This is a genomic window from Burkholderia pyrrocinia (genome assembly GCF_003330765.1).
GTDB lineage: Bacteria > Pseudomonadota > Gammaproteobacteria > Burkholderiales > Burkholderiaceae > Burkholderia > Burkholderia pyrrocinia_B.
Genome location: NZ_CP024904.1, coordinates 685,673 through 710,544, shown reverse-complemented (window position 1 = coordinate 710,544; position 24,872 = coordinate 685,673). Strand labels below are relative to the sequence as shown.

Annotated in this window: 19 protein-coding genes; 8 read left to right on the top strand and 11 right to left on the bottom strand. The window is 68.1% G+C overall.

Annotation, left to right across the window (positions count from 1 at the left end):
* Positions 1-22: 22 nt before the first annotated feature.
* Together CUJ89_RS36270 and CUJ89_RS36265 are read right to left on the bottom strand one after the other, a co-directional pair.
* Complete coding sequence (locus CUJ89_RS36270; protein ID WP_114182230.1) at positions 23-898, bottom strand: alpha/beta fold hydrolase; 876 nt, start codon at positions 896-898, stop codon at positions 23-25.
* A 155-nt stretch (positions 899-1,053) separates the two neighbouring features.
* Positions 1,054-1,773: a TetR/AcrR family transcriptional regulator gene (locus CUJ89_RS36265; protein ID WP_114182229.1), complete on the bottom strand. Its 720-nt coding sequence runs from the start codon at positions 1,771-1,773 to the stop codon at positions 1,054-1,056.
* Between the two features lie 341 nt (positions 1,774-2,114).
* Here CUJ89_RS36265 and CUJ89_RS36260 point away from each other — a divergent pair, with 341 nt between their 5' ends.
* Genes CUJ89_RS36260 through CUJ89_RS36250 form a run of 3 tightly spaced genes read left to right on the top strand, consistent with a single transcriptional unit; the run spans position 2,115 to position 5,299 of the window.
* Entirely contained in the window at positions 2,115-2,852 is a 738-nt protein-coding gene (locus CUJ89_RS36260) for a YoaK family protein (protein WP_114182228.1), read from the top strand.
* A 48-nt stretch (positions 2,853-2,900) separates the two neighbouring features.
* Positions 2,901-3,842, top strand: coding sequence for a glyoxalase (locus tag CUJ89_RS36255; RefSeq protein ID WP_114182493.1), 942 nt, complete (start codon positions 2,901-2,903; stop codon positions 3,840-3,842).
* Entirely contained in the window at positions 3,842-5,299 is a 1,458-nt protein-coding gene (locus CUJ89_RS36250; RefSeq protein WP_114182227.1) for an alginate export family protein, read from the top strand. Before CUJ89_RS36255 ends, CUJ89_RS36250 begins: the two co-directional genes overlap by 1 nt.
* A gap of 18 nt (positions 5,300-5,317) precedes the next feature.
* Here CUJ89_RS36250 and CUJ89_RS36245 read toward each other — a convergent pair whose 3' ends face one another.
* Positions 5,318-6,223 carry a LysR family transcriptional regulator gene (locus tag CUJ89_RS36245; protein ID WP_114182226.1) on the bottom strand — a complete coding sequence of 302 codons (906 nt, stop codon included), beginning with the start codon at positions 6,221-6,223 and terminating at the stop codon, positions 5,318-5,320.
* A gap of 120 nt (positions 6,224-6,343) precedes the next feature.
* On the opposite strand from CUJ89_RS36245, the gene CUJ89_RS36240 reads away from it, so the two are divergent.
* Together CUJ89_RS36240 and CUJ89_RS36235 are read left to right on the top strand one after the other, a co-directional pair.
* Complete coding sequence (locus CUJ89_RS36240; protein WP_114182225.1) at positions 6,344-6,994, top strand: DsbA family oxidoreductase; 651 nt, start codon at positions 6,344-6,346, stop codon at positions 6,992-6,994.
* Positions 6,995-7,199: 205 nt separating this feature from the next.
* Positions 7,200-8,141 carry an MBL fold metallo-hydrolase gene (locus tag CUJ89_RS36235; RefSeq protein WP_114182492.1) on the top strand — a complete coding sequence of 314 codons (942 nt, stop codon included), beginning with the start codon at positions 7,200-7,202 and terminating at the stop codon, positions 8,139-8,141.
* A gap of 26 nt (positions 8,142-8,167) precedes the next feature.
* On the opposite strand, the gene CUJ89_RS36230 is transcribed toward CUJ89_RS36235, so the two are convergent.
* A complete protein-coding gene (locus tag CUJ89_RS36230) occupies positions 8,168-9,073 on the bottom strand; it encodes a helix-turn-helix domain-containing protein (protein ID WP_114182224.1) in 906 nt (301 codons plus the stop codon).
* A 400-nt stretch (positions 9,074-9,473) separates the two neighbouring features.
* On the opposite strand from CUJ89_RS36230, the gene CUJ89_RS36225 reads away from it, so the two are divergent.
* From CUJ89_RS36225 to CUJ89_RS36215, 3 genes are all read left to right on the top strand, one after another.
* The gene (locus CUJ89_RS36225; protein WP_114182223.1) at positions 9,474-12,365 is read left to right on the top strand and encodes an ATP-binding protein; all 2,892 of its coding nucleotides are present in this window, start codon (positions 9,474-9,476) and stop codon (positions 12,363-12,365) included.
* A gap of 165 nt (positions 12,366-12,530) precedes the next feature.
* Positions 12,531-14,411 (top strand): amidohydrolase, encoded by a 1,881-nt coding sequence (locus CUJ89_RS36220; protein ID WP_236655106.1) that lies wholly within the window; start codon positions 12,531-12,533, stop codon positions 14,409-14,411.
* A 96-nt stretch (positions 14,412-14,507) separates the two neighbouring features.
* Positions 14,508-15,179: a phosphohydrolase gene (locus CUJ89_RS36215; protein WP_114182221.1), complete on the top strand. Its 672-nt coding sequence runs from the start codon at positions 14,508-14,510 to the stop codon at positions 15,177-15,179.
* 68 nt (positions 15,180-15,247) lie between these two features.
* Here CUJ89_RS36215 and CUJ89_RS36210 read toward each other — a convergent pair whose 3' ends face one another.
* The 7 genes from CUJ89_RS36210 to CUJ89_RS36175 all read right to left on the bottom strand — a co-directional run bounded on the left by CUJ89_RS36210 (position 15,248) and on the right by CUJ89_RS36175 (position 24,811).
* The gene (locus CUJ89_RS36210) at positions 15,248-16,360 is read right to left on the bottom strand and encodes an alkene reductase (RefSeq protein WP_114182220.1); all 1,113 of its coding nucleotides are present in this window, start codon (positions 16,358-16,360) and stop codon (positions 15,248-15,250) included.
* Positions 16,361-16,531: 171 nt separating this feature from the next.
* Entirely contained in the window at positions 16,532-17,749 is a 1,218-nt protein-coding gene (locus tag CUJ89_RS36205) for an MFS transporter (protein WP_114182219.1), read from the bottom strand.
* A 495-nt stretch (positions 17,750-18,244) separates the two neighbouring features.
* Positions 18,245-19,162, bottom strand: a complete 918-nt coding sequence (locus tag CUJ89_RS36195) for a LysR family transcriptional regulator (protein ID WP_114182217.1) — start codon at positions 19,160-19,162, stop codon at positions 18,245-18,247.
* A 70-nt stretch (positions 19,163-19,232) separates the two neighbouring features.
* Entirely contained in the window at positions 19,233-21,494 is a 2,262-nt protein-coding gene (locus CUJ89_RS36190) for a xanthine dehydrogenase family protein molybdopterin-binding subunit (RefSeq protein ID WP_114182216.1), read from the bottom strand.
* The gene (locus CUJ89_RS36185; protein ID WP_114182215.1) at positions 21,494-21,994 is read right to left on the bottom strand and encodes a (2Fe-2S)-binding protein; all 501 of its coding nucleotides are present in this window, start codon (positions 21,992-21,994) and stop codon (positions 21,494-21,496) included. The genes CUJ89_RS36190 and CUJ89_RS36185 overlap by 1 nt, the downstream gene beginning before the upstream one ends.
* The gene (locus CUJ89_RS36180) at positions 21,991-23,271 is read right to left on the bottom strand and encodes a c-type cytochrome (protein ID WP_114182214.1); all 1,281 of its coding nucleotides are present in this window, start codon (positions 23,269-23,271) and stop codon (positions 21,991-21,993) included. The genes CUJ89_RS36185 and CUJ89_RS36180 overlap by 4 nt, the downstream gene beginning before the upstream one ends.
* Before the next feature lie 415 nt (positions 23,272-23,686).
* Positions 23,687-24,811 (bottom strand): FAD binding domain-containing protein, encoded by a 1,125-nt coding sequence (locus CUJ89_RS36175; RefSeq protein ID WP_114182213.1) that lies wholly within the window; start codon positions 24,809-24,811, stop codon positions 23,687-23,689.
* Positions 24,812-24,872: the final 61 nt, after the last annotated feature.

Genomic DNA, 24,872 nt, shown 5'->3' with positions numbered 1-24,872 from the left:
GATCCGTCACGCGCGCGGTGGTTCAGCCTTCCCAGTGCTTCAGGAAGTCGAGCAGCAGCGCGTTCACGTGCTCCGGCTGCTCTTCCTGAGGCAGGTGCCCGCACTGCGCGATGGGCTCGGCTCGCAGGTTCGTCGCCATGCTTTCCCAGACGGATTTCATGTCGAACATCTTGCCGACCGCATAGAAATCCTCCCCCCAGATGGCCATGGTCGGGCATGCGATCCGGACCTCCGCGTCGACGAGATCCTGCTTCACGTCCTCCGCATTCGCGCGATAGTCGGCCAATGCACCGCGCACGGCGCCCGGGCGTCGATACGCGCGCACGTACGTGTCGAACGCATCGCCGGAGATCGCGTGCGGGTTGTAGCACCAGTCGGAGAAGAAATAGCTCAGCCACTCGGCTTCCTTGCCCGCGATCAACGCTTCGGGCAGGTCCGGCACCTGGTGGAACAGGAAGAACCAGTACGCGCGCGCGGTTTGCGCGGTCATATTCTCCGCGACGATGCGCGTCGGTACGTTGTCCATCACGACGAGCCGGTCGACGCGCTCGGGGAAATCCTTCGAGAAACGCGTCGCGACGCGGGCGCCGCGATCGTGCCCGACGAGCGCGATGCGGCCGATGCCGAGCGCATCGAGCAGCCCGGCGAGGTCGCGCGCCATGTTGCGTTTATCGTAGCCGGCGGCCGGCTTGTCGGTTTCGCCGTAGCCGCGCAGATCAGGCGCGATCACGCGGTAGCGCTGCGCGAGTGCGGGGATCTGGAAACGCCACGCGAAGCTGGTTTCCGGGAAGCCGTGCAGCAGGACGACAACCGGCCCGCTGCCGGCATCGATGTAGTGCTGGCGGATGCCGTTCGCAGTGGCGGTGTGATGGGTGATCGAAGGCGTGGCGATAGTCATGTGACGGTGCGTGTTGGGTTTGGCCCGCGTGCTGCCGGTGGCGACTGCACGTGCCTTTCGAGGATAGGCGACGCGATCGACTGGCCGGATAAATTGTTCTGAATTGGTCTTTGCGCACCGCCGGTATTCGCCGCCTCATAACGGCCGCCGCCGCGTCAGACGCGCCGGCGGCGCCGGGCGGTCGCGCCCGACGCGAGCTGCTTCAGCGCGGCGGGCGTGCCGTTCAGGAACGCGTCGATCAGCCGTTCGATTTCGGTGTCGAGATCGTCGGGCACCGGCAGGCCGTAGACCCACTTGCGAACGCCGAAATAGAAGATGCTCGCGTGCAGGCTCCAGACCAGTTCGACTTCCGCATTGCGCTGGGCCTCCGTCGTCGGCGTGGCGATGTCGTATTCGTGCCGCAGCTCGCGCAGCACCGGCAGGAAGACGCGTTCGCGCAGCCGCGACAGGTAGCGCGTGTTGAACCCCTCGCGGCTGAGCCCCGCGAAGATGAAGGTGCGGATCCATTCGCGCCGCAGGATGGTTTGCGCGTAGGCGCGGTAGAACGCGACGAGCCGTTCCTGCAGCGGGACCGCGCGGTCGGCGATCAGTTTTTCCCAGTCGGGATTCCACGTGTAGATCTCGTCGTAGACGCGATCGATCAGCGCCTCCTTGCTCGGAAAGTACCGGTACAGCAGTGGCTGGGTAACGCCGATCTGCCGCGCGAGTTCGCGCGTGCTGCCGGAAAAGCCATGCGTCGCGAAGTGCTCGATCGCTTTCTCGACGATCTGCCGCTCGCGCGCTTCCGGCGCGAGCCGCCGGCCCGGCGTGACGGCGTTGCCGTCGGCGTCCGTCCCGCGCTCGCGGGCCGGCGTGCTGCGTTTTCTTTCGGTCATGCATCGGCTCCTGATGGCGCACATTCTTAAACTATCGATCGAAAAATAACACGATTGACGCGTCGCATACGGCGCGCGACCCGTCGCGGGATCGTCCCGCATCGTGCCGTTCCAGCGCCCCGGCCCGGTGCGTGCACTGCGGATTCAGAAAAATTCAGGCCGTCGCCATGACATTAAGGTCGGCCTTCCCTAGTCTTGCTCCCGAACCGCCGCACGGGCCGGACGCCAGTCGGCGAGCCGGACCGGTCGGCGAAACCGGAGCGAAACATGCCTTATCCGATCCCGTCACGCGCAGCCAGCGCGGGCGCCGGCGCAGTCGACACATTCCAGGAAGCCGGTTCATGCCGCCGCAGCAAGTAACCGCGGGCGCGGCCGCCGTGCCCGATCGCGTGCGCGGCGAGGACGTGTTTCTCGCGTCGATCGCGGGTTATGTCGACACGCTCGGCTTCGTCGCGCTGTTCGGCCTGTTCACCGCGCATGTCACCGGCAACTTCATCCTGATCGGCTCGGGGCTGGCCGGCGTCGGACAAGGGCTCGCGATCAAGTGGCTCGCGTTTCCGGCCTTCATCGCCGGCATCGTCGGCGCGCGCGTGCTCGACCATCGGATGCGCGCGCTGGGCCACGGCACGCGCGCACGTTCGCTGTATGCGCTGCAGGCCGTGCTGCTGGCCGGGTTCATGCTGGCCGGCGTGATGGCCTCGCCGATTGCCGACGCCGACGCGCCGAGGACGATCCTGTGCGGCCTGCTCGGCGCCGCGGCGATGGGCGTCCAGAACGCGCACGCGCGGCTGACGGCCCGCTCGGTCGTTGCCAACACGGTGATGACGGGCAATGTCACGCAGGCGGTGATCGATGCGTTCGACTGGCTCGTGCCGCTCGCCGCGCCTGCCGAACGGGAAGCCGCGCGCGTGCGGCTGCGGCGCACGCTGCCGCCGGTCGCGGGCTTTGCGCTCGGGGCAGGAGCGGGGGCGGCGGCCTATCTGTTCGCAGCTTTCTGGGCGCTCGCGCTGCCGCTCGCGGTGCTGTGCTTCCTCGCCTATCAATCCGGTCGGCCCGACGAGCGGGCGACGTCACGCTGAATGCGCGCGCAGCATGCGGTTGCGCTTGCCACTTTCAAGGAGAACCCGATGATCGCACTGAAATTGCAACAGGTATGGCGGATGACGGCCGCGTCGACGGCCGTGCTCGGCGCGTTGCTGGCGGCCGCGCCGGCCCATGCCGACGAGACGCGTCTGCTCGAGACCTCGTCCGCGAAGGTACCGGCCGTCGCGGTCGGCCCGCAGTACGACACGACGCACGTGTGCGTCGCACCGGAAGATTTCGACCGCTTCGCCGACAGCTTCGTCGCGACGTTCGGCGGCAAGAAGTCGCAGCAGGGCGTGTTCCAGGTCACGCCGACGCCGAGCCAGACGATGTCGCAGCTCGTATTCACGCCGGCCGGCACGATCTCGGTGTTCGGCTTCAAGACGCCGATCCCGTATCCGTTCTGCGCGGAGCGCACCGGCTATCTCGTCACCGACATGGACGTCGCGATGAAGTCGGCGCGCGCGCACGGCGCGGACGTGATCGTCGACACGTTCCCCGACCCGATCGGCCGCGATGCGATCGTCCGCTGGCCGGGCGGCGTGAACATGCAGCTGTACTGGCACACCCAGGCGCCGCACTACGACCCGCTGCAGACGGTGCCTGAAAACCGCGTGTACGTGTCGCCGGAAAGCGCGAACAAGCTGGTGCACGACTTCGTCGCGTTCTCGCGCGGCAAGGTCGTGTCCGATGTGCGCAAGGCGCCGGGCATCGAGATCGGCCGGCCGAACGATACGTACCGGCGCATCCGCATCGAGTCGGGTTTCGGCAAGATGACCGTGCTGGCCACCGACGGCCATCTGCCCTATCCGTTCGGCCGCGAGATGACGGGCTATGAAGTGCCGGATCTGGCCGCGACGCTGAAGCAGGCGCAGGCCGCGGGCGTGACCGTGCTGGTGCCGACGTTCACGTCGGACGGGCGCGATGCCGCGCTCGTGCAGTTCCCGGGCGGCTACGTCGCCGAGATCCACGCGCGGTCGAAATAATGGGTCGCCGGTCGATGGGGCGGGCATGGCGGAGCGTGCTGCCGGCCGCCGTGCTGGCAGGCGGCGTCGCGACCTACGCCGGTACGGCGGCCGGTGCCGAGGCATCCGCGGCACCGGCTTCCACGGCCGGCACGACGTGCACCGCAAAGCGGCCCACGCTGCTGTTCAACCGCTGGCAGGAAGACTGGTCGGTCCTCTCGAATCCGTGCGTGCCGCGCCAGCCGGGCGATGCGCTGAAGTACATCCCGCTGGGCGGCGACCCGTCGACCTACCTGTCGCTCGGCGCGAACCTGCGCGAGCGCTTCGAGCTGAACAACGCGCCGCTGTTCGGGCTCGGCGCCGCGCATGACGACAACTACGTGATCCAGCGCGCGACGGTGCATGCGGATCTGCGTTATGCCGGGCATTTCCAGGCGTTCGTCCAGTTCGTCGATGCGCGGCCGTTCGGCAAGGATACGGTCGGGTCCGTCGACAAGGATCAACTCGATATCGAGCAGGCGTTCGTCGCCTATGTCGACCAGGTCGGCGGCGGCACGTTCAAGACCCGCATCGGCCGGCAGGAGATGGCGTTCGACTTGCAGCGATTCGTGGCGGTGCGCGACGGGCCGAATGTGCGTCAGGCGTTCGACGCGCTGTGGGCGGATTACGAAATCGGCAAATGGCGGCTGATCGGCTATGTGTCGCGCCCGGTGCAATATCGCAACGACGCGGCGTTCGACGACGTGTCGAACCGGCACCTGAGATTCGACGGCGTGCGCATCGAGCGCAACGGCACGGGCCCCGGCGACCTGTCGGGCTACTGGTCACGCTATACGCGCGACAACGCGCGCTATCTCGACGGGGCCGGCACCGAGCGGCGCGACGTATTCGACATGCGCTACGCGGGCAAATCCGGCCGGCTCGACTGGGACGTCGAGGCGATGCTCCAGACGGGGCACATCGGACCGGACACGATCGGTGCATGGGCGTTCGGCGCGCTGGGCGGCTACACGTTCACGAAGACGCCGGGCACGCCGCGCATCGGCATTCAGGTCGACGGCGCGTCGGGCGACAAGCATCCCGGCGACGGGCGCATGGGCACCTTCAACCCGCTGTTCCCGAACGGCTATTACTTCACGCTCGCCGGCTACACCGGCTACAGCAACCTGATTCACGTGAAGCCTTCGCTGACGTTCAAGCCGGCCGGCAACGTGACGGTGCTGACCGCGGTCGGTTTCCAGTGGCGCGAGACGACGGCCGACGCGATCTACGGGCAGGGGATGCAGGCGGTGCCCGGCACGGCCGGCAAGGGCGGTTCGTGGACGGGCATGTATGCGCAGGCCCGCGTGGACTGGCTCGTCAATCCGAACCTGGCGCTGGCGGTCGAGGCCGTGCACTTCCAGGTCGCCGATTCGATTCGCGCGCTCGGTGCGCGCAACGCCGACTATGTCGGCATGGAAGCGAAGTTCGGCTGGTAACGCGGCGCGCCGTGCGGCTCAGTGCTGCGCGCGCGCCAGCGCTTCGACGAAATCGATGAATGCCGTGACGCGCTTCGAGCCGCGCTGATTCGGCAGGTAGAGCGCGGTGACGACCGAGCGGGCCGCATCGGGCGTGACGTCGTACCGTTCGAAGAGCCTGCGCAGGCGGCCCGACTGGACGTCGGCATCGACCAGCCAGTCGGGCAGCAGCGCGATGCCGGCGCCGTCGAGCACGGCATCGCGCAACACTTCGCTGTGGTTCGATTTCAGTCGCCCGGCGACGAGCACTTTCGTCGTGCCGTGCGCATCGGCAAACGTCCACGCCTGCTGGTCGCCGCCGAAGTGAAAGCGCAGGCAGCCATGATCGACCAGTTCGCCCGGCGCCGCTGGCGTGCCGTGCGCATCGAGGTAGTCGTGGCTCGCGACGACATAGCGCTGGAACGTGCCGAGCTGCCGCGCGACGACTTCCGCGGCCGGCGCCGCTTCGCCGAGCCGGATCGCGACGTCGATCCGGCCAGTGACGAGATCGACGCGTTCGTCGGTGAGTTGCAGGTCGAGGTCGAGCTTCGGATAGCGCGCGAGGAAGGCCGCGACGTGCGGCGCGATGCGGCGCACGCCGTACGCGACCGGCACCGACACGCGCAGCGGCCCGGACGGCTCGTCGCCGCGATCGGCGACCAGTGCGTCGGCTTCCGCGAGTTCCTCGAGCAGCCGCTTCGCGCGGGCGTAGTACACGGAGCCGGCATCGGACAGCGTGACCTGTCGCGTCGTGCGGTTCAGCAGCACGGTGCCGAGCGACGCCTCGAGCGCATCCACCGCGCGTACCACCGACGATGCCGCGAGTTCGAGACGCCGCCCCGCGCTCGAGAAGCCGCCGGCTTCCGCTACTTCCACGAACGCGCGCAGCGCGGAGAATTTGTCCATGTTGTCGCCTTTGTGACTTCGTGCCTTTGTGCGTGTCGCAACGATGCGTTGCGTGCCGTTCGCATTCTATCGCCGGCCCGCAAGCGCTATCTTCTGGACTGCAATGTACAGGAGGCTGCGATGAAACCTATCGAAGTAACGGTGACCTACGATCTCATCTGCCCGTGGTGCTGGATCGCGGAGCACCGGCTCGCGGAAGCGATCGACGAAGCCGGCCTGGCCGGCAACGTGAGCGTCCGGTTCGTGCCGTTCGAACTGAACCCGACGATGCCGGCCGGCGGCATCGACCGCAAGGCGTACCGGAGCGCGAAGTTCGGCAGTTGGGCGCGCTCGCAGGCACTCGATGCGCATGTGGCCGAAGCCGGCCGGGCGGCAGGCCTCGTGTTCGATCATGCACGGATCGCGCGCACGCCGAACACGCGGCTTGCACACCGGCTCGTCTGGTTCGCTCAACAACGCGGTAGCGCGGCCGCGCTCGTCGATGCGCTGTTTGCCGCCTATTTCCGCGACGGCCGGGATATCGGCGATGCGGACGTGCTGGTCGAGCTTGCGACCGGCGCCGGTTTGCCGGGCGACGCGGTGCGTGCGTTCCTGGCGTCCGGCGAAGGGCTTGACGCGGTGGCCGCGCTCGAAGCGGATGCGGTGCGCGAAGGCGTCGCTTCGGTGCCGTCGACGCGCATCGGGCCGTCGGTCGTCAGCGGCGCGCAGCCGGCTGCGGTCTTTCGCGATGCATTGATTGCCGCGCAGCGCGCGCCTGACCGGGCCGCCTGAATCCGGGCCGGTGCCGCCGAGGCCCGGCCTTCACTTCAGAACGATTCATGTCCCGCTCAGGATTATTGCGCACCTGCTCGGTAAGCTCGGTGTCGCGTGCCCCTCGCCGGCCGGACCGGCAAGCCGGCGCGCAACGTCGATACGCAACCGGGGAGCGGACTTGAAGAACTTGAACTGGCGCACGCGCGCGGCGCGCTCGGGCGGCATGCTGCTCATCGCGTGGTGCGTCGGCATCCTCGCATCGGTCGCGTTCGCCGGCGAGCCGGGCGGCGGGAACCAGGCTCCCGGCTTCTACCGGCAGAAGCTCGGCGACCTTAGGATCGTCGCGCTGTCCGACGGCACGCATCCGTTTCCGATCGATACGGTCTTTCGCGGTGTTTCGAAGGACGAGATCCGGCGCGATCTCGATCGCGCGTTTCTCGAGCCGCCCGTACAGGGGTCGATCAACGCGTTCCTGGTCGACACGGGATCGAAGCGGATTCTCGTCGATACCGGCGCCGGTGTGCTGTATGGCGACTGCTGCGGCAAGCTGCTCGCCAACCTGCGTGCGGCGGGCTATGCGCCGGAGCAGATCGACGAAGTGTTGCTCACGCATCTGCACAAGGATCATGTCGGCGGCATTGTGTCGAACGGCAAGATGACCTTTCCGAATGCGGTCGTTCGCGTGAACGAGATCGAGGCGAATTACTGGCTCGATCCGGACAACAAGGCACAGGCACCGGCGTTCCTGGCATCGTTTTTCGATGCGGCGGCCGCGTCGGTCGCGCCGTACGTCGCGGCCGGACGCTTCAAGACGTTTCGCGGCGAAGCAACGCTCGCCCCCGGTATTCGCGCGGTGCCGATGCCCGGCCATACGCCGGGCCATACGGCCTATCTGATCGAGAGCGGCAACGCCGGGCTGCTCGCGTGGGGCGATATCGTGCACGTCGCGGCGATCCAGTTGCAGGATCCGGACGCGACCGTCCAGTACGACAGCGATGCCGACGTCGCGCGCCGCACCCGGCGCGATACGCTCAAGCGTGTCGAGGACAAGCATTATCTGGTCGGCGCCGCGCACATCGCATTTCCTGGGCTCGGGCATTTGCGCAGGGATGGGGATCAGTACGACTGGGTGCCGGTCAATTACGACGCGACGCCGCTTCAATGACGCGCATGGCGCGCGTAGCTGTAGCGTCAGCGGGACAGGCCGCGCCGCCATGCGCCAGGCGGATGGCCGACGATGCGGGCGAAGACGCGATTCAGATGGCTCTGGTCCGCAAAGCCGCAGACGGCCGCGATTTCCGCGAGCGTCATGTCGGTCGTCTCGATCAGCTGCCGGGCGCGGATCACGCGCTGTTCGAGCAGCCATTGATGCGGCGTGCGACCCGTCGTTCGCGAGAACGCACGGATGAAATAGCCGCGCGACAGATCGCATTCGCTCGCAACCTCCTCGATCGACACGCCGAGATCCGCCTTTTCCATCAGCAGCTCCTTGGCGAGTGCCGTCTTGGCCGGCGACAGGCTGCCCTTGTGCCTCAGGTCGCGGGCGCTCGTGTTGCCGTATTGGCGTGCGAGATGCGTGCCGATCGCGAGCCCCATCTGCTCGACGAACAGCGTGTTCAGCGCACCGGGCCCGTCGAGGCTGTCGGCGACGGCGTGCGCGAGATGACCCAGCACCGCGTCCTGCACGTCGGGCGCGCAGGTCAGGCCGCCGATTTCCGTTCCGTCGTGCTCGCGGCCCAGGTCATCGAGGTAGCCGTGAGACAGCTCGATCAGCACGAAGTCGAACTTGCCGTACAGGTCGGCGCGGAAATTCCGGGAAAAATCGCGAATGTAGATCGAGTTGTGCTGAAACCGCCGCTCGGATTTGCCGGCCCCGCCGTAGATCGTGCGCCGATGTCCGCCATTGAGCGACACGCCGATCAGGAAGCCGCGATCGCTGGCCGCCATTTCGATCCGCTCGAATTGCTCGTCACGCATGCATTTGCGATGGAGCGTCAGGCCGCCGGTCGACCTTTCAATATCCTTGGACAACAGGCTCGAGATGCATCCGAGCGTGTCTTTCGGCGGCGCCGGTGGTGCGACGAGGGGGGCTGGCATGGTGGAACAATCCTTCGATGGGGGCGGCGCGCAAGCATCCTTGTTGCGGGCAGTGTATCTGGCGCGCCCGGCAGATCCAAGATAACTTGAATAAATGTCCGCTAGCTGACGAAATGTATCGTGCGGGCCAATCCGCACCGCGCCAGGCCCGACCGGCGCACGAACGCCGCATTCCGATCGATATTGCCCCGCTTGTATTCGCACCGCCCGGATTCCGTCGCACGCTCATGTGCAGGGCGCCAGCGCATTTTCCTTCAAGATTTTTGTTTATACGGCGTTTACACTCGCCCCACTTTTTGAGATTTAGCCCCCGACCCGCAACGCAGGTCGGGGGCGGACTCCCGCCCCAGTGAACGGCAATGTTCATATGGCGGTCATCGTGGGGAACCTGGAGGCGGCCATGATCCAGATCGGGAATTTGTCGGTGGATTTCGAGCAGCGCGACATTCGCTGCCACGGCGCGTCGTTGCGTATTGGCGCACGCGCGCTCGACATACTTGAAGTACTGCATCGCGCCAGCGGTTCCGTCGTGTCGAAGGACGACATCATGGATGCGGTCTGGCCGGGCCTGATCGTCGAGGAGAACCGGCTGCAGGTCCATGTCGCGACGTTGCGCAAGGCGCTGGGCGCGAACCGCGACCTGATCAAGACGGTGCCAGGCCGCGGCTACCTGCTGATCGCGAATCCTGCCGTCGCGCATGAGGTGGCGCCGCGCGCGACCGCGTTGCCGCCCGGCGCCGTCGCGGCTGCCCATCCGGTTCCGCTCGTCGGACGTCAGGCCGAGATCGAGCAGATCGTCGACATGATCGAGCGTGCGCCGGTCGTCACGCTCGTCGGTGCGGGCGGCATCGGCAAGACGAGCCTGGCCGACCGGGTCGCGCACGAGCTGCGCCGCCGGTCCGGCGAGCGTGTCCTGTTCGTGGCGCTGGCGAGTGCCGCGACGCGCGACGACGTGCTGCTCGCGATTGCCGCGGAACTGGGGCTCGAGACGGATGGCGCGCCGGGCATCGACCGGATTGGCGATGCCTTCGCCGCGTCACCCGGGCTGATCGTGCTGGACAACGCGGAGCACGTCGTCGATCTGGTTGCCGACCTCGTCGAAACGCTGACGTCGCGCGCCGCCCCGCTGCGCGTGCTCGTGACGAGCCGCGAGCCCCTTCATATCTCGGTCGAAGCCGTATTTCGCGTGAGTCCGCTGGCGGTGCCGGACGGCAGTGCATCCGTCGACGAGATCGTGCGCCATTCGGCCGTCGAGCTGTTTCTCGCGCGCATTCGCGCCGCCACGCCCGAATGCGAGGTCGACGCGGCCGGCATCAGACTGATCGGCGACATCTGCCGGCGCCTCGACGGGCTCCCGCTCGCCATCGAACTGGCTGCCGCGCGCGTCGCGACGCTCGGCCTCGAGATCGTCGCGTCGCGTCTCGATGACAGGCTGAACCTGCTGACGGGCGGCCTTCGATCGGCGTTGCCGCGCCACCAGACGCTGCGCGCGACGTTCGACTGGAGCTACGTGTTGCTGGATGCGGCCGCGCGGTCGCTGTTTCGCCGGATGGCATGCTTCATCGGCCCGTTTACGTTCGATGCCGCCCGCGAGGTTGCGATGGATCCCGGCATGTCGGCCGCGGAGATGATCGCGGTGCTCGGCGAACTGGTCGCGAAGTCGCTGGTGACCGTCGAATTCAACGGCGCGCAGGCGCGCTACCGATTGACGGAATCGACGCGCGCGTATGCGCTCGAGAAGCTGCGTAACGAGGGCGAATTCGAATCCATCGCCGAGCGCCATGCACGCTACGAACGCGAGCAGGCGGAAACCCGGATGCTGGCCCAGACACAGGCCGCGCACGCGGAGAGCCTGCATCTTGCCGCGGGCGCGCCGGCGCCGCGCGAGCCTGCGGCGACCGGGTCGCAGGTTCCGGAAGCCGACGCGTTGGCGCTCGCGTTGCTGGAGCCGGCGCGCATGCGTGAATGTTCGATACCGGTGAGACGGGCACTCGACGCGATCGACGCCGGGGCGCCCGGGGCCGTCGATGCGGCGCGCGAGATGCGCTTGCGCGCGGCCTATGCGTCGGCGCTGCTGCACACCGACGGCGATACGGACACGGCCGCCGCGATGTGGGACCGGACGCTCGCTCTCGCGGGCCGGATCGGCGACGAGGCGTTCGGCGCGCGCGCGCTGATCGGGCTGTGGAACACGATGCTGACGCGCTCCGACATCCACGAATCGTTGCGCTACGCGACGCGCTTCGAGCGGGCCGCCGAGCGGCGTGGCGACCGGTCGCAGCGACTGCTGGCGAACGCGATGGTCGCAACCTCGCTGCATTACTTCGGCGAGCATGCGCAGGCGCGCGAGCGGCTGGAAGCGGCGACTGCCGAGCTGGCCGAGGCCGACGAGCCGCCCTGTGCGGTAGCGGCGCTGGGCATCGACGTTGCGACGCTCGGCCGGACGATGCTGGCGCGGCTCGTGTGGATGCAGGGCGATCCCGAATATGCGATGCGACTGGCCGCACAGGCGGTCGAACACGCGCGTCGCAGCGGTTCGGGGCTGGCGTTGTGCGTCGTGCTCGGCGCCGCGGCCGTGCCGATTGCGTTGCGCTATGGCGATCACGACGCGATTTCCGACTATCTCGCGACGCTGCGATCGACTGCCGATGCGAATGGGTTCGACATCTGGCGCAGTCATGCGGAATGTCTTGCCGGACAGTTCGACATGCAGGCCGGGCACCCCGGCGCCGGGCTTGCGCGGCTCGAGCCCGCGCTGCTGCGCATCGAAGCGAGCGGATTCCGGCGCCTGCTTGCGCCGCTGGTCGTCGCGTATGCGGAAGGGCTGACGCGCACGGGCCGGGCAGCCGAGGCGCGCACGAAGCTCGACGTGACGCTCGCGCGCTGCCGTGCGCACGGCGAGCACCTGTTCGTACCGGAACTGCTGCGCGCCAAGGGACTCGCGATGCTCGAACAGGCGCGCACCGCCGACGCGGATCTCGCGGTCGCCTGCGAGGCGGACGGGCACCGTCATCTGCTGATGGCGATCCATACCGCGAACGGGCAAGGGGCCGCGATGTGGGCGCTGCGCGGCACGCTGGATCTTGCCGACCACCTGATCGAGCGCGGGCGCACCGGGCAGGCGTCGTCGCTGGTGGCCAACCTGTCGGGGCATTTCGATCCGCAATCGCGCGCGTCCGACGTTCGCCGTCTGGCGCGCGTGCAGAGCTTCATTCGCTCGGAGACGCCGCCGTCGACGAGCCGCGCGCGTATGCGGTTCGGCGTGGCGGATGCGATGCAGCCGGTGGCGTAAACGGCGCGCCGAACCCGCGCAGGACGTGGCCGCACCATCGTGCCGCGGCGCGTCGGCCCGATCGATCAATGTTCAAGGGGAAGTGGATGGTCCGTGTATCGTCAATCCGGGTGCATGCCGCGTGCGGCCGTATGCCGGCTTTCGGCGCAAGCAGGAGGCCAGACGGTGCTTAAGGCGACGGAACCCGCGGAATCGGCGGACCTCATCGTATGCAACGGCAAGATCGCGACGCAGGACGACCGGCGGTCGTTCGTGACCGCGCTCGCGGTGAAGGACGGCCGGATCCTCGCGGCTGGCAGCGGGTACGACGTGATGCGCCACGCGCGCGCCGACACGCTTCGCATCGACCTGAACGGCCGCACCGTGATCCCGGGGCTGAACGACTCGCACCTGCACGTGATCCGCGGCGGCCTGAATTTCAACCTGGAACTGCGCTGGGACGGCGTGCCGACGCTGGCCGATGCGCTCGCCATGCTGCGCCGCCAGGTGTTGCGCACGCCTGCGCCGCAGTGGGTGCGCGTCGTCGGCGGCTGGACCGAATTCCAGTTCGCGGAAAAGCGCGGGCCGACGGTGGCCGAACTCAACGCAATCGCGCCCGACACGCCGGTCTTCATCATGCATCTGGGCGACAGCGCGCTCCTGAACGCGGCCGCGCTGCGCGCGATCGGCTGTGGCCGCGACATGTCGGATCCGCCTGGCGGCGAGATCCAGCGCGATCGCCTCGGCAGGCCGACCGGCATGCTGATCGCGCGCCCGGACATGGCCGTCCTGCACACGGCGCTCGAGAAGGGCCCGAAGCTCGGCCACGACGACCAGATGAATTCGATGCGGCACTTCATGCGCGAACTGAACCGCCTCGGTGTGACGAGTGCGATCGACGCCGGCGGCGATTTCCAGGCCTATCCGGACGACTATGGCGCGATCCTGGCGCTCGCGCAGCGCGGCGAACTGACGGTGCGCATCGCCTATAGCCTGTTCGTGCAGCATGCCGGACGGGAACTCGACGACTATGCGCGATGGGTGACGCTGGCGAAGCCGGGCGATGGCGACGCGTTCCTGCGGATGAACGGCGCCGGCGAACTGCTGGTGTATTCGGCAGCCGATTTCGGGAATTTTCTCGAACCGCGCCCCGATCTGCCCGCGGCGCTCGAGGCCGAGCTGGCCGCGGTGGTGCGGCTGCTGGTGCGGCACCGCTGGCCATTCCGGCTGCACGCGACGTACGACGAATCGATCGGCCGCTTCCTGAACGTGCTCGAAGCCGTGAACCGTGACATGCCGTTCGACGGGCTGCGCTGGTTCTTCGATCATTGCGAGACGATTTCGGATGCGAACATCGCACGCATCGCGGCGCTCGGCGGCGGCGTGACGGTCCAGCACCGGATGGCGTTCCAGGGCGAGTATTTCATTGCGCGCTACGGCGCGGAAGCGGCCACGCGCACGCCGCCGATCCGCGCGATGCTGGCGGCCGGGCTGCCGGTCGGTGCCGGCACCGATGCGACGCGCATCGCGAGCTACAACCCGTTCGTGTCGCTGTACTGGATGGTGTCCGGGCGCACGGTCGGCGGCACGGCGCTCTACTCCGAACGCAACCGGCTCAGCCGGATGGAAGCGCTGCGCCGCTACACGGTCGGCAGTGCATGGTTCTCGAACGAGGACGACCGCAAGGGCGCGCTGGTGCCCGGCCAGTATGCGGATTTCGCGGTGCTGACGGACGACTACTTCACGATCGACGAACCACAGATCAAGTCGCTGTCGTCGGTGCTGACGGTCGTCGACGGCAAGGTCGTGCATGCGGACGACGAGTTCGCGCCGCTCGCGCCGCCGCCGCTGGCGGTCAGCCCCGCGTGGTCGCCGGTGGCTGAATTCGGTGGTGTCGGCCAGCGTCGTCCGGCCGCGTCGACGCAGCCGCGCGCGGCTGCCGACGCTGGCCCGGATGCCGGTTCCGCGCGCGGTCGCGGCCGTCGTTTCGCGCAGCGCCTTCATGCGGCCGCGACAGAGGCCGTCGAGCAGTGCGAAGCATTCGGTCAACCCGGTGTCGTCTTTTAGGATGGCTTCGATCAGCGGGCAGCCCGGTTACCCCGGCGCGTGCTGCGCGATGAATGGATAATTTTTCGCCCCCGGCGCGGGGCAGAAGGAGACGAGATGAGTTCTGCGCACACCTGCGCATCGGCCGATGACGAAGTCGCCGGCGTCCGCATTCCCCGGACGCCGATGGCGATCGAAGCCTCCGAAGCGGCATGCGCGTCGCTGCCGCGGGTGATCACCGATCACGCTTGCCGGGTGTTCGTCCTCGCGTCGCTTGCCGCGCGACGTGCAAGCGAGACCTGCGATGCCGATGCGCTGTACGTGGCCGCGATGTACGCGAACATGGGATTGAGCACCGCGTATGGCCGCTCGACCGAGCGCTACGAGCTCGACAGCGCCGATGCTGCGCAGGCGTTCCTGCTGCGCCACCAGACGTCGCAGCGCATGCGCGACGACGTGTGGCGCGCGATCGCGCTGCATACGACGCCCGGCGTGGCCGCGCGCGTGTCGCCGCTCGCGCATGCGCTGGCGTCCGCCGTATCGACCGACCTGATGGCAACCGATTTCGACGCGTATTCGGCCGACGAGCGGCGGGCGCTGCTCGCCGCCTACCCGCGCGGCGACGGGTTCAGCGATGCGTTCCTCGACGCGATCGCACGCGGGGTCGCGCACCGGCCGGCGTCGACGTTCGGCACGTGGAGCGCCGACGTGCTCGAGCGCGCCGATCCGGATTTTCACCGGCCTAATTTCTGCGGACGCGTGCTGGGCGCGCGCTGGAAAGACGCCTGACGGCATCCGTCCGGATCCGGCAGATCGAGCCGGCTGCGGCGGCAGTCCGGCTGCCGCCGGGGCGGCGTTCAGGCGTTCCGGCTCGCCGCGTCGTGACGCGCATAGTCGACGTAGCCCGCGCGGTCGCCGCCATACCAGCCGACCGTCTTCGGCGCGGCCAGCGGCGCATTCGCCGCGAGGCGTTCGACGAGATCGGGGTTGGCGATGTACGCGCGCGCGAACGCGACGAGATCGGCGTCGCCCGCCTCGATCAGCGCATGCGCGGCATCCGGCGCAATGCCGCCGTTGACGATCAGCGTGCCGCCGAACGTCTTGCGTGTGTTCTCGACGATACGCGGCAGGTCGGGCTCGCCGCTCCAGCCGTTGGTGTCCGCCGCATGCAGATAGGCGACGCCGGCTTCGTCGAGCATGCGGCCGACGTACGCGTACGTCGCATCCGGATTCGCGTCGCGCACGTTGTTGTACTTCGCGTACGGTGAGATGCGCACGCCTACGCGGCTCAGCGGCATCACGCCGCCGACCGCGTCGACGATTTCCTCGAGGAAGCGCGCGCGGTTCGCGACCGAGCCGCCGTAACGATCGTCGCGGCGGTTCAGCGTCGACGACAGGAACTGGTGCGGCAGGTAGCCGTTGGCTGCGTGGATCTCGACGCCGTCGATGCCGGCCGCCATCGCGCGGACGGCCGCCTGGCGGAATTCGTCGACCGTCCCGGCGACTTCGTCCGTCGTCATCGCACGCGACGGCGTCGCGTGAATCTTCGTGTAATAGCCGTTCTGCAACTGCGCCCACACCTGCAGCTGCTCGAGATCGTCGTTGACGCCGGACGGCGGCAGCGGCGCGTCGCCGCCGAGCAGCGTCAGCGAGCTGACCCGGCCGCCGTGCCACAGCTGCGCGAAGATGCGGCCGCCTTCGGCATGGACCGCGTCGGTGATCTTGTTCCAGCCGGCGGCCTGTTCGTCGGTGACGAGCCCCGGCGTCAGTTCGAACGACGCGGAGGCCGGGCTGACGTTGGTCGCCTCGGTCACGATCAGGCCGGCGGACGCGCGCTGCGCATAGTATTCGGCCATGAGTTCGGTCGGTTGGCCGCGCGACGGCGCGCGCGAGCGCGTCATCGGCCCCATCACGACACGGTTGGGAAGCGGCAGGCCGCGCAGATCGTAGTGGCTGAGCAGGGAAGACATGATGGATTCCTTTTGCGTGGAGCAGGGCGGCGCTGCGTATCGTCCGGTGACGACCGGCGCAACGGCGGGCCCTGCGGAAAGTTCGGGGGTAACGTGGGTGACGTGCCGGCAGCGTTCCGGCGCGCGAATGAACCGGGAGGGATTCGCGCGTGAACCGGTGCCGGCGCAGGTTCAGGCCCGTGCGTGGCGTTCGGCGTGCGGACGCCCGATTACGAGGTAGTGCGCGAGCGCAACGATCGGGAACGCGCCGGCGACAGCGGCGACGAGCGGCCAGCCGCCATGCTCGTACAGCGGGCTGGCGAGCGCGGAACCGACGGCGCCGCCGACGAAGATGCTCGTCATGTACAGCGCGTTCAGGCGGTTGCGGCTTGCCGCATGCAGCGCGTAGATTTCGCGCTGGCCGAGCACCATGTTCATCTGCACCGCGAAATCGAGCACGATCCCCGTGACGACGAGGCCGTACAGGCCGGCGCCGTGGATCAGCGCGACCGCGTACGCCAATGTGCCGGCGACCAGCGCGATCAGCGTTGCCCGCACGGTATGGCCGGCATCCGCGAGGCGCCCCGCGACCGGTGCCGACGTCGCGCCGATCGCACCGACGAGCGCGAACAGGCCGATGGCCGATTGCGACAGGCCGTAGTGACGCGTGAGCTCGACCGGCACGGCGGTCCAGAACAGGCTGAACGACGCGAACATCAGGCCCTGGTAGAACGCGCGGTGGCGCAGCACGGGCATCGTGCGCACGAGATGCAGCAGCGAGCCGATCAGTTCGAAATAGGTCGCGCGATGATCGGGCTGGCGCGACGGAATCGTCAGCGCGAGCACGGCCGTCACGAGCGTCATCACCACGGCGGCGGCCGCGAACACGAAACGCCAGCCGAACGCGTCGGCCACCACGCTCGACAGCGGGCGCGCGAGCAGGATGCCGAGCAGCAGCCCGCTCATGATCGTGCCGACCACGCGGCCGCGCGAATGATCCGGCGCGAGGTGCGCGGCGAGCGGCACCAGGATCTGCACGGCGACCGAGCTGAAGCCGACCAGCAGCGAAATCGCGAGGAACAGTCCGGGCGTCTGGACAAACGCGGCCGCCGCGAGGCTCGCGATCGACACGACGGCCGTGACGATCATCAGCTTGCGGTTCTCGAGCAGGTCGCCGAGCGGCACGATGAAGAACAGGCCGAGCGCGTAGCCGATCTGCGTCAGCGACACGATGAGGCTCGCGGTTTCGCCGGACATGTGCAGGCTGGGCGCGATGAGTTCGGTGATCGGTTGCGCGTAGTACAGGTTGGCGACGATCGCGCCGCAACTGAACGCGAACAGCAGGATGAGGCCCTGCGTGAGCTTGGTCGCGTGCCCGTGGGGCGCGAGCGGGGTGGATTCTGCTGACATGGTCGACTCCTTGGAAAGAGATGTCGGGTGCCCGTTCATCGGGCGGGCGTTGCGGTTATCGTCGCGGCGAAACGGAAGCTGCCGCATTGCCGTCAAGATTATTGATCGATCGATAACAAGGGAATACGTCCGGGGCGCAATCGAGCATTGCGCGCGACGCAAAGGGAAGGCGGTGCGCGGGTTCATGCGCGGTCGCCGAGGCCGGGATCGGTCGCGAACCGCACGCCGGCGTCGGCGAGGCCGGCCGACGCGCGCGATGCGGCCGTTGGCGAAGGCGGGGCTGAGGGCATCGAAGCCCGCCGGACGGACGGCGCGGTGGTCGCGATCTTGATGACGCACCTCTCGAAACGAGCCTCCGGCGCGGATATCGCGGATCGCGAAGCCCGATGAGAGCCGTCTGGATCGACAGGACTGAATAGTCCTAAACCCCGTCTTGATTCACTTGATTCATGCGGTGCGCGCGGCGGCGCGGACGATCGGTTTCAACAGCGGGTTTCAACTGCGCTTGCCCTGCAGCGTCGGAATCTGCGCGAACAGCCCCGCGAGCCAGTCGACGAAGATCTTGAGCTTGACGGGCGTATGCCGATTGGGTGGATACACGATCGAGATCGGCCGGGGCGGCGTGTTGAAATCGGTCAGCACCTCGCGCAGGCGCCCCGATTTCAGATACGGCTCGACCAGGTACAGCGAGGTCTTGATCAGGCCGATCCCCGCGACGCCGCACTCGATGTAGGTGTCGGCGTCGTTGACCGCGACCGTGCCGCACATCTGCACGATGCGCGTTTCGCCGTCGACGACGTAATCCCAGGGCCGCGGCCGGCCCGTATCGGCCGAGATGTGGCTGACCGCGACGTGCTGTGCGAGATCGTCCACCGTTTCGGGCGCGCCGCATCGGTCGAGATACGTGGGGGACGCGCAGGTGCAGGTCGTCAGGCTGCCGATCCGTTTCGCGACCATCCCCGAATCGTCGAGCGCGCCGATCCGCACCACGCAGTCGACGCCTTCGCCGACGAGGTCGATCTGGCGATCGGTCACGCCGAGCTCGACCATGATGCCCGGATGGGCGGCGAGAAATTCGGGCAGGGCGGGTACCATGATCTGCTTCGCCATGGCCGGCGGCAGGTTCACTTTCAGACGGCCGCGCGGCACGTTGCGCGCTTGCGATACCGATGCCTCCATGTCGTCGATTTCGCGCAGCACCGCGACCGAGCGTTCGTAGTAGGCCTGCCCGTCCTCGGTGAGCGAGATCCGGCGGGTGGTGCGGTTCAGCAGCCGGCAGCCGAGGTGCTGTTCGAGTGCGCTCAGCAACGCGGACACGCGCGGCGTCGTCAGCCCGGTCGTGTCGGACGCGCGCGTGAAGCTGCCGGTCTCGACGATGCGCGTAAACACGCGCATTGAAAGCAAGGTATCCATCGTTCCGAAATCTCCAGCCTGTGTGTTGCCCGCGTCGGTTCATGCCGGCGCGATTTGTTGTGTCGTGACGCTATGCGTCGATGCGTTTCCTGAGCGCGTCGCCGGCAAACGGCATCTCGCGCAGGCGCTGGCCGGTCGCGTCGAAGATCGCGTTGGCGAGCGCGCCGGCGGTCGGTCCCATCGACGCCTCGGCCGCACCGAGGAACGGCGCGCCGGGACGATTGATCAGGTGGACTTTGATGTTTTGCGGGGCGGCGCCGAAGCGGAGAATCGGATAGCTGCTCCAGTCGAAGCTGCGGATGCGCTGCGTATCGTATTTCAGCGCCTCGTACAGCGTCCAGCTCGCGGCCTGCACGATGCCGCCTTCGATCTGGTTGCGAATACCGTCCGGCGATACGACCTGACCCGCGTCGACGGCGGCCTCCGCATGTTCGAGCGTCACCTGGCCGGTTTCCGGAACGACCGACACCTCGACCGTGAGCGCGACGTAGGCCATCAGGTTCTTGTACTTGCCGAACGCGAAGCCGACCCCGCGGTTCCGCTCGCGCGGCGGCCGGGGCCAGCCGAACTTGGTCGCAGCGAGCTGGATCACCTGGCGCGCGCGATGATCCTGCATGTGCCGCAGCCGGAATTCGACGGGATCGACGCCGGCGGCGTGCGCCAGCTCGTCCATGAAGCTTTCGATCGACCAGATGTTCGTATGCGCGCCGAGCGAGCGCATCGCCGACGTCTGCAGCGGCATCGTCGGCGAGAAGTTGTTGACGATGTGCATGTTCGGCAGCGCGTACAGCGGGATCGCGTTGCGGTCGCCGCCGCCCTCGGGCTGCAGCATCGGCGTCGATGGCGCGGAGACGAACGGCGGTTCGAGCATCCGCGCGGGCAGCAGTCTGCCGGCATTGACGATGCGCTCGTTGTGCGAGCTGCTCCACAGCGCGTACTTCCAGTCGACGATGCGGCCGCTCGCGTCGAGCGACGCGCTGAGTTCGGTCACCATCGCCGGCGTGAAGTGGTCCCACGTATGTTCCTGCTCGCGCATCCACTGCACGCGAATCGGTTTGCCGGGCAGCGCGGCCGCGATCAGCGCCGCGTGCGCGGCCGCGTCGTCCGCGCCGTTGTGCCCGTAGCAGCCCGACCCTTCGGTGTGAATGCAGCGGACGCTCGCCTTCGGCATCGACAGCATCTCGGCGAGCGCATCGCGCAGCGGGTAGACGCCCTGCGAATGGGTCCACACGGTCAGCGTGCCGTTCTCGAGATGCGCTACCGAGCAGGACGGCCCGATCGAGCCGTGCAGCAGGTAGTTCTTCAGGAACGTGGCGGTCAGCGTCTTCGTTGCCGGCGCGGTGGCCGAATGCGTGTCGGCGATCTCGATGCGCTGGGTCGAGATTCGCTTCAGGTCCTCGTGCACCGTCTTTCGATCGGGCAGCGGCCGGCCCGGCGACCAGCGGCAGCCGGCGGCCAGCGCGCGCTGCGCGACGACGGCCTGCCACTCGCCGCCCGCGACGACCGCGAGCAGGCTGCCGTTTCGCACGATCCGCACGACGCCCGGCAGCTTCAGGATCGCGGCTTCGTCGAACGACAGCAGTTTCGCGTCGTACACGGGCGGCATCACGACGCGCGCATGCAGCATGCCGGGCAGTTCCATGTCCTGCACGTAGCTGACGCCGCCCGTGACCTTGTTCGGAATGTCGACGCGCGGCAGCGACGTGCCGATCACGGCGAACGTGGCTGGACTCTTCAACGGTGACGTCGGCGTGGCGTTGCGATGCAGGTCGACGGTCCGGATCGCGTCGCCGTAGCGCATCGTGCGGCCGTCCGGCGCCTTGATGACCGCGTCGGCAACAGTGAGCAGGCGCGGATCGACGCCGAACTGCTTCGCCGCGCCGTCGACCAGCAGCCCGCGCACCTGCGCGGCGGCGTTCAGCAACGCGGAGCCGCTGTCCGCCATCGTGTGGCTGCCGGCCGTCAATCCCTCGTCCGGCGACGCGCCGGTGTCGGCGGTCAGGAACGTGATCAGCGAGGGCTTCATGTTCAGCTCTTCGGCGGCCACCTGCAGCAACGCGGTGCGCACGCCGGTGCCGAGCTCGACCTTGCCCGTGAACACGGTCACCTTGCCCTCGGGCGTGATCTTGATCCACGCGTCCAGCAACGGATTGGTCTTCAGGCTGCCGGCCAGCGTTTCGGTGGCCTTGGCCACATGGACGGCGGCGCCTTCGTCCGCGATCACGACCTCGGCGGCGGCGCGCGCGGCCGGTGCGAGGCTGAACGCGACGAAGAGCGCGCCGGAGACCATGAAGTGCCGGCGGCCTTCGTCGATGTCGTCGGGTGGGTTCATCAGAGCCCCTTGCTGATCATGACGGGAGCGGCTGCCGGTTCCGGGTCCGGCAAGCCCGAGACCTGGCGCACGGCCGCCAGGATCCGCATGTGGGTGCCGCAACGGCACAGATTCGGTTCCATGTGCGTGCGCAGCTCGCGTTCGGTGGGTTTCGGATTGCGTTCGAGCAGTGCCTGCGCGCGCATGATCATGCCCGCGATGCAATAACCGCACTGCGCCGCCTGATGATCGATGAACGCTTGCTGAAGCTTGCCCGGATGCTCGGCGGTGCCGAGGCTCTCGATGGTCCTGATGCGGCGCTCGCCGATCGCGGCGACCGGGATCAGGCACGAGAACATCGGCTTGTCGTCGACGATCACGGTGCATGCGCCGCATTGTCCGAGGCCGCAGCCGAACTTCGCGCCATGCAGGTGCAGGTCGTTGCGCAGCGCGTAAAGGAGCGGCGTGGACGGGTCGATGTCGAGCGTGTGCCGCACGCCGTTCACGGTGAGGGTGATCATCGCGCGCTGTCCTCCTTTCTGAGTTTCGCGGCCAGTGTGTCGATGCCGCTCCACGCGGGGCGATCGGAGTACGTTTCGCGGAGGTACGCGGCGAGGTCCGCGATTTGCGCGTCGTCGTACTGGTCGAGGTAAGACGGCATGTAGTTCAGCGTGTCCTCGCCATGCCAGCCGATCCCGTTGAACATCATCTGGATCGCATTGCGCGGCGTGTCGGCGCCGAGCGCCGAGCTGAACGCGAGCGTCGGCCGCTCGCCGATCGACTGCATCGGCGACGCGGGGCCGTGGCATTGCGCGCACGATGCCTGGAACAGCACCGCGCCGCGCTGCCCGGCGGGTGTTGTCGCATGGCGTTCGGCGGCACTCGCCGCAGGCCGTGCGCCGCCCGGCTTCTGGATCGACAGGATGTAGGTTGCGATGGCCTCGACGTCTTCGGCCGGCACCGTCGCGAGATCGCGCGTGACGGGCAGCATCGGCCCGGCGGCCGCGCCGTGCTCGCTCGCGCGGCCGGTGCGCAGGTAGGTGACGAGTTGCGCCTGCGTCCACGGGTGCACCGCATGGCCGAGCGTATTGAGCGGCGGCGCTTCCCAGCCGTCGACGATGCCGCCGTCGAATGCCTTGCCGGCCTGTTCGCCGCCGATCGCGTTCAGCGGCGAATGGCAGGACGCGCAGTGCCCGAGGCCGTCGACGAGCGCCTTGCCGCGATTCCACTGCGCGGATTGCGACGGGTCGGGCTGGTACGCGCCCTTGCGCAGGAACAGGAGGTTCCAGAACGCGAGCGGCGGACGGAAGTTGAGCGGGAAGATCAGGTCGTTCGCCGGCGCCGTCGCGCGAACGGGTTCGCGGGTCATCAGGTACGCATAGGCGGCCGAGATGTCGTCGTCGGACATCCGCGTGAAATGAATGTACGGAAACGCCGGGTAGAGGAGATGACCGTCGCGGGCGATCCCGCTGCGCAGCGCACGCGCGAACGCATCCCGCGACCAGTGGCCGATGCCGGTGTCGGCATCCGGCGTGATGTTGGTCGCGTAGATCGTGCCGAACGGCGTCACGAGCGGCAACCCGCCCGCGAACGGCTTGCCGTCCTTCGCGGTGTGGCAGACGATGCAATCGCCGAGCGCGACCACGCGCGCGCCGGCTCGGATCAGTTGCGGATCGAACGACGCGCGCGCGGGCGGATCGATCGGTGCGATCGACGGCTGGACCATGATGCCGATCGCGACCGCCAGGCCGGCGATCGCGATGCCTGCCGCGCCAAACCACAGTCGTCTGTGCTTCATGCGCACTCCACACGAACCGGTTCGTCTGGCGTCTTTCGATAGGCGGGGCAACGGACAGCGCGTCGGCCGCGCGTGTCCGCATGACGATCGCACACGTCACCACGGATCCGGTTGCCGCGCCAGGCGGGCCGGCGTGTGCGGCCCGCCTGGCGCGTGCTCGCGACGGACGTTCCGGTCGGCGCCGCCGGATGGCGGCGCAGCATCGCCGATCGATTCGGCCATGACGAGCCTGCCCGGCGGCGGCGATTCGCGGCGGAGATCATGTCGTTACTCCTGGGGTGGGGGCCGCGCGCGGACAGTGGCCTGCGCGGTGGTTGATGGAGGCAGTCTACGCGGGTGCCGACGCCATTTCCTGAAGCTGCGCTGAAACGTTCTGAACCCGCGCACGACCTGTTCCGGCGCCTGCGTCCATGCGTCAGCGCGGTGTGCCGAGGCCGAACGACGCGGCAAGTTGCGGACCCTTCTCGAGCAACGACGTCACGTCCTCCCGCCGCCGGACCGACCATCGCGCCAGGCGCTCGACGACATCGGTTGCGTCCGCCGGCAGCGCTTCGGCAAGTGACACGGCATCGCTCGCCGCCTTCGATGTGCCCGATGCCGTATGGGGGCGCACGGTGCAGGCCGCGTCGCCGATCAGCGCGACGCGGCCGTTGACGAAAGCGGGACTCAACGCATCGAAAATCGCCTGATTGAACGGCATGCGCGTCGCGTGAACCAGTTGCGACAGGGCGGCCGGCAAGCGTTCGTCGGCGAGTTGCCGCAGCGTGGCGACGACCTCGTCGGAAAGCTGCCCGGGATGCACGGACGCGTGATGCACGTGGCCGGCCCGATCCGTCAGGTGATGGCGCAGCGCATCGTGATCGGCTTCGTTGCGATACCAGAGCCAGTTGAACCGACGCGCGCCCGGCGCGAGCGAGCCGTCGAGCGCGGGAATCAGGAACGCCATGAACAGCTCGCCGGGCGCCTTGTGAAGCGTCATGTTCTCGATCAGCGACGCGATCGACGCGGCGTCGAAATCGGCTTCATCGACGATGCCGCGCCATGCGAGGTAACCGGCAAACGACGGCGTATAACCGGGGAAGAGGTGCGCGCGCAGGTTCGAGCCGGAACCGTCGGCTGCAATCAGCACATCCGCGCGGATGCGTTCGTCCTCGAGGTGTACGTCGACACCGTCCGCGTCCTGGTCGAAGCCGCTGACCGTGCGGCCGTAATGGATGCGCCCGCTCGGCAGCGTCTCGCACAGCGAGCGGTAGACTGCGTCCCAGGACGAAAACGGCAGCATTTCGGGTTCGTCCCGCGTGACGAGGCCGTCGCGATCGATCCAGCGCCGCCGGTGCGTCGGCACGCTGATCGTCTGGCGGCAATGCCGGCCATGCTGCTCGAGAAACGCCATCATCCGGCGCAACACGGCCACGCCGCCGCCCTGGCCGCGCAGCGGGGACGGCGAGCGTTCGCAGACCGTAACGTCGTGTCCGATGCAATCGAGCGTCAGCGCGGCCGCGAGGCCGGCGATCGATCCGCCTGCAATGACTATCTTCAACGTGCATGACTCCCGTGTTCGAGCGGCGGCGTGCGTCGCCGGCCGGTCGTCGTGATGCGTG

Coding starts and splice junctions, on each gene's coding strand:
- CUJ89_RS36255 (WP_114182493.1), top strand. CDS start 2,901: ATGATCGCACTGAAATTGCAACAGGTATGGCGGATGACGGCCGCGTCG.
- CUJ89_RS36240 (WP_114182225.1), top strand. CDS start 6,344: ATGAAACCTATCGAAGTAACGGTGACCTACGATCTCATCTGCCCGTGG.
- CUJ89_RS36245 (WP_114182226.1), bottom strand. CDS start 6,223: ATGGACAAATTCTCCGCGCTGCGCGCGTTCGTGGAAGTAGCGGAAGCC.
- CUJ89_RS36210 (WP_114182220.1), bottom strand. CDS start 16,360: ATGTCTTCCCTGCTCAGCCACTACGATCTGCGCGGCCTGCCGCTTCCC.
- CUJ89_RS36235 (WP_114182492.1), top strand. CDS start 7,200: ATGCTGCTCATCGCGTGGTGCGTCGGCATCCTCGCATCGGTCGCGTTC.
- CUJ89_RS36205 (WP_114182219.1), bottom strand. CDS start 17,749: ATGTCAGCAGAATCCACCCCGCTCGCGCCCCACGGGCACGCGACCAAG.
- CUJ89_RS36185 (WP_114182215.1), bottom strand. CDS start 21,994: ATGATCACCCTCACCGTGAACGGCGTGCGGCACACGCTCGACATCGAC.
- CUJ89_RS36250 (WP_114182227.1), top strand. CDS start 3,842: ATGGGTCGCCGGTCGATGGGGCGGGCATGGCGGAGCGTGCTGCCGGCC.
- CUJ89_RS36265 (WP_114182229.1), bottom strand. CDS start 1,773: ATGACCGAAAGAAAACGCAGCACGCCGGCCCGCGAGCGCGGGACGGAC.
- CUJ89_RS36270 (WP_114182230.1), bottom strand. CDS start 898: ATGACTATCGCCACGCCTTCGATCACCCATCACACCGCCACTGCGAAC.
- CUJ89_RS36190 (WP_114182216.1), bottom strand. CDS start 21,494: ATGAACCCACCCGACGACATCGACGAAGGCCGCCGGCACTTCATGGTC.
- CUJ89_RS36215 (WP_114182221.1), top strand. CDS start 14,508: ATGAGTTCTGCGCACACCTGCGCATCGGCCGATGACGAAGTCGCCGGC.
- CUJ89_RS36180 (WP_114182214.1), bottom strand. CDS start 23,271: ATGAAGCACAGACGACTGTGGTTTGGCGCGGCAGGCATCGCGATCGCC.
- CUJ89_RS36230 (WP_114182224.1), bottom strand. CDS start 9,073: ATGCCAGCCCCCCTCGTCGCACCACCGGCGCCGCCGAAAGACACGCTC.
- CUJ89_RS36195 (WP_114182217.1), bottom strand. CDS start 19,162: ATGGATACCTTGCTTTCAATGCGCGTGTTTACGCGCATCGTCGAGACC.
- CUJ89_RS36260 (WP_114182228.1), top strand. CDS start 2,115: ATGCCGCCGCAGCAAGTAACCGCGGGCGCGGCCGCCGTGCCCGATCGC.
- CUJ89_RS36225 (WP_114182223.1), top strand. CDS start 9,474: ATGATCCAGATCGGGAATTTGTCGGTGGATTTCGAGCAGCGCGACATT.